The 3,265-nt window shown below is 73.6% G+C and carries 5 protein-coding genes; 1 reads left to right on the top strand and 4 read right to left on the bottom strand.

From position 1 onward, the window contains the following. The 4 genes from E7Z54_RS21845 to E7Z54_RS21860 form a co-directional block, all read right to left on the bottom strand. Positions 1-427, bottom strand: a 427-nt coding sequence (locus tag E7Z54_RS21845) for an ABC transporter permease (RefSeq protein WP_206056462.1), incomplete at its 3' end; no start/stop codon positions are given. After that, complete coding sequence (locus E7Z54_RS21850; protein WP_240769838.1) at positions 424-1,140, bottom strand: ABC transporter ATP-binding protein; 717 nt, start codon at positions 1,138-1,140, stop codon at positions 424-426. The genes E7Z54_RS21850 and E7Z54_RS21845, both read right to left, overlap by 4 nt. Beyond that, positions 1,137-2,213, bottom strand: coding sequence for an efflux RND transporter periplasmic adaptor subunit (locus E7Z54_RS21855; RefSeq protein ID WP_136436840.1), 1,077 nt, complete (start codon positions 2,211-2,213; stop codon positions 1,137-1,139). Before E7Z54_RS21855 ends, E7Z54_RS21850 begins: the two co-directional genes overlap by 4 nt. Position 2,214: 1 nt before the next feature. Further along, a complete protein-coding gene (locus E7Z54_RS21860) occupies positions 2,215-2,772 on the bottom strand; it encodes a hypothetical protein (RefSeq protein WP_136436841.1) in 558 nt (185 codons plus the stop codon). A 129-nt stretch (positions 2,773-2,901) separates the two neighbouring features. On the opposite strand from E7Z54_RS21860, the gene E7Z54_RS21865 reads away from it, so the two are divergent. Then, the coding region (locus tag E7Z54_RS21865; protein WP_136436842.1) for a response regulator transcription factor at positions 2,902-3,265 on the top strand (364 nt) is incomplete at its 3' end.

A 3,265-nucleotide genomic window follows, 5' to 3' on the forward strand; every position in this document is an offset into this window, starting at 1 on the left:
ACCGCACCCTCGCCGCGACCGCCTCGGGCAGGCCGAGGTCGGCGGCCGCGGTCGCGATGCCTGAGGTCTGCGCCTCGGGCACGCGGTCGGTCCTGCGGACCGTCGCGTCGACGGCGCGCACCGCTGCCGCCGACCGGATGGTCGTCATCCGGCCGACCATGGCCACCGACTCGTCGGGCAGGCTCGCGTCGTCGCCCATGAAGTCCTGCCCCGGCTCCACGGTCAGCAGGTTGGTCCCGAGCGCGTCGAGCTGCCTGTTGAGGTCGGCGCGGGACGACTCGGAGAGCCCCAGGACCCCCACCAGCGCAGTGATCCCGATCGCGATACCCAGCGCGGACAGGGCCGTCCGGGCGGGCCGGGACGACAGGCCGAGCGCGCCGATCCGGAGCCGGTCGGTCCACGCCATCCGGGTGCGTGCGCCGCTCATGCCGCCACCTCCCGGCACAGGTCGTCGACGATGCGGCCGTCGCGAAGCGTGATCATCCGGGGCGCCCGCTCGGCGATCCCCGGGTCGTGGGTGACCAGGATGATCGTGGCCCCGGTCGCGTGCAGCTCGTCGAAGAGCTCCAGCACCGCGGCGCCGGAGGCGCTGTCGAGGTTGCCGGTCGGCTCGTCGGCCAGCAGTACCCGCGGCGCATGCACGACCGCACGCGCGATCGCCGTCCGCTGGCACTCGCCGCCGGACATCCGCGAGGGCACATGGTCGAGGCGGTGGGCCAGGCCGACCCGCTCGAGGGCCGCGGCGGCGCGGCGACGCCGCTCGGCTCGTCGTACGCCCTGGTACAGGAGGCCGTCGGCCACGTTCTCCAGCGCGGTCTGCCGGTCGAGCAGGAAGAACTGCTGGAACACGAAGCCCAGGTACGTCGCACGCAGCCGGGACAGACCGGCATCGGAGTACGACGCCAGGTCGTGACCCGCGAGGCGCACGGACCCGTCGCTGGCGCGGTCCAGCGCACCCATCAGGTTCAGCAGCGTGGACTTGCCCGAGCCGGAGGGGCCGACCACGGCGACGTACTCGCCCTCGCGGACCGTGAGCTCCACGTCGCGAAGCACGGTGAGCGCGGTGGGGCCCGCGCCGTAGGTCCGGCTGATCCCGGTCAGCTCGAGCACCGGCGGGCTCGGGTCGGTTGCCGGGGTCACGGGGTGACCACCACGTCGTCGCCGGGGGCGAGGTCTCCGGTGACGGCGACCGTGGAGTCGGCGAAACCACCGGTCTCGACCGGCACAGTCCGCGTCGAGCCGCCGTCGAGCACCTCGACGGCATAGCCGCCCTCGACGAGCGCGACCAGGGCCGTGACCGGGACGATCAGCACGTCCTCGGCGAGGGTGCGGGTGACGGTGACCTGCACCGAGGCGCCGTCCAGCTGGCCGGCGACCGCCTTCCGCGACTGTCGGCCGGCGGGCTCCACCGTCACCGAGAGCACCTCCTGCGACTGCTCGTCGGCGGGTGGCACCACCTCGACGTCGACGATCCTCCCGCGAGCCGTCGTGCCGTCCGGGAAATCGAGGTCGACCGCGTTGCCGACCGGTGCGAGGTGGCGCTGGCTGGGCTCGAGCTCGAGGGTGACGCGGCGGTCGGTGCCGCTCAGCTCGAGCACCGGCGTGCCGGGCTGGACTCCCGCGCCCACGTCGAGCAGCCGTCCGCTGACGCGGAGGTCACCGTCGGTGAACACGATGCTGCCCAGGGGCAGCTCGCCGGTCTCCTCCAGGTCGCGGTCCTCCTGCCAGTCCTCGACCGCCTGTGTCGTGAGGTAGGTCCACTCGCCGTCGGCGTCCATGCCCTCGTCCACCCCGTAGCCGAGGTCCAGCAGCGCCTGCTCCAACTGCTCGACGTCGGCGCCGTCGGACACGTCCGGGCCGAGGTCGCGCCACGCGGGGACCCGCCCGTCGAGGCGGACGACCGGCGTGGTGTCGACCCGATAGAGCGACTGCCCCTCCCGGACCACCCGCCCGGCCGGGGGCAGCCAGGTGACGGTGCCCGCGAGCTGGGCGGCGAGGTCGCGGCCGTCGGCGTACTCCAGAGAGCCGCTGGTCGAGGTGGACTCCACCAAGTCGCCTTCGCGCACCTTCGCGGTGCTGACAGCGGTGGTCGAGGCCGCGTCGGCGGGCTCGCCGCTGTCGGGGCCCAGGCCACCGCCTCCGACGAGGGCCACGGTGCCGGCGGCAGCGGCGACCACGAGTACGGCGACGCCGACGATGGGGGCGGTCCGCATCTCAGGACCTCCTCTCCCTGCGCGGCATCTCCAGGCCGGCCTCCTCCGCGCAGGCCTCCTGGTCCTTCTGGAACGCGGGGTCCTCCGGGTCGACGCCGCCCTCGAGCCGCTGCGTCACCTTGCCGCCGTCGAACTGCGGGTCCGGCACGTCCCAGCCCTTCTCCCGCATGCACTGCGCCGCGGCGAGCAGCGCCTCCTTCTGCTCGGCCGGCATCTCCCTCCGCGCGTCCTCGGGGATGGCGCTCTCGATGATCCCGTGGCACTCCTCCTCGGCGGCCCTGACGATCTCCGGGTCCAGGTCGCCCGCGTTCTGCCGCACCAGGCCGCGCTCGCCGGGCTTGGGATCCTCCATCGGGACGCCGTTGTCCCGCATGCACTGCGCGAACTCGAGCATCGCGTCGTCGACGTCGGCCTTCTCGGTCGCGTCGTCGCTCGCCTCCTTCCCGCCGGTGCCGGGCAGCTCACAGGCGCTCAACGCCAGAGCGAGCAGGAACGCGGCGGCGAGGGCCGCGAGCCAGCGCAGCGGGGTGCGGGCGTCGTGCCGGTGTGGTCGTCTCATGGTTCCTCCTTGGTCGGTGCGGACAAGGGGAACTTCAGCGGAGGACGCGTTCGACGAGCGTTGGCGTTCTCGGCGACTTCTCTGCGTTCTCTTATGAAGGCTGAACATTGCGGCTGAGACGCTGGCTCGATGCGGGTGCTGGTGGTCGAGGACGAGGGCGTGATGGCCGAGGCCGTCGTGCTCGGCCTGCGCCGGGCGGGCTACGCCGCCGACGTCGCAGGCGACGGCGAGGCGGCGCTCGCGCTCGCCGGCCTCAACCCCTACGACGTGGTCCTTCTCGACCGGGACCTGCCGGTCCTGCACGGGGACGAGGTCTGCCGCCGCCTGGTGGCGGCCGGCAACGACGCGCGGATCCTGATGCTCACCGCGTCCGGCGCCGTGGCCGAGCGCGTGGACGGGCTTCACCTCGGTGCCGACGACTACCTTGCCAAGCCGTTCGCGTTCGCCGAGCTGCTGGCGCGCGTCGACGCGCTCGGTCGACGCGCGGGCCGCG

Source organism: Nocardioides sp., from assembly GCF_004803405.1.
Classification (GTDB): domain Bacteria; phylum Actinomycetota; class Actinomycetes; order Propionibacteriales; family Nocardioidaceae; genus Nocardioides; species Nocardioides vastitatis.

What these genes read in the sequence shown, in the direction of transcription:
- E7Z54_RS21855 (WP_136436840.1), bottom strand. Translation starts at nt 2,213, where the DNA reads ATGCGGACCGCCCCCATCGTCGGCGTCGCCGTACTCGTGGTCGCCGCT.
- E7Z54_RS21860 (WP_136436841.1), bottom strand. Translation starts at nt 2,772, where the DNA reads ATGAGACGACCACACCGGCACGACGCCCGCACCCCGCTGCGCTGGCTC.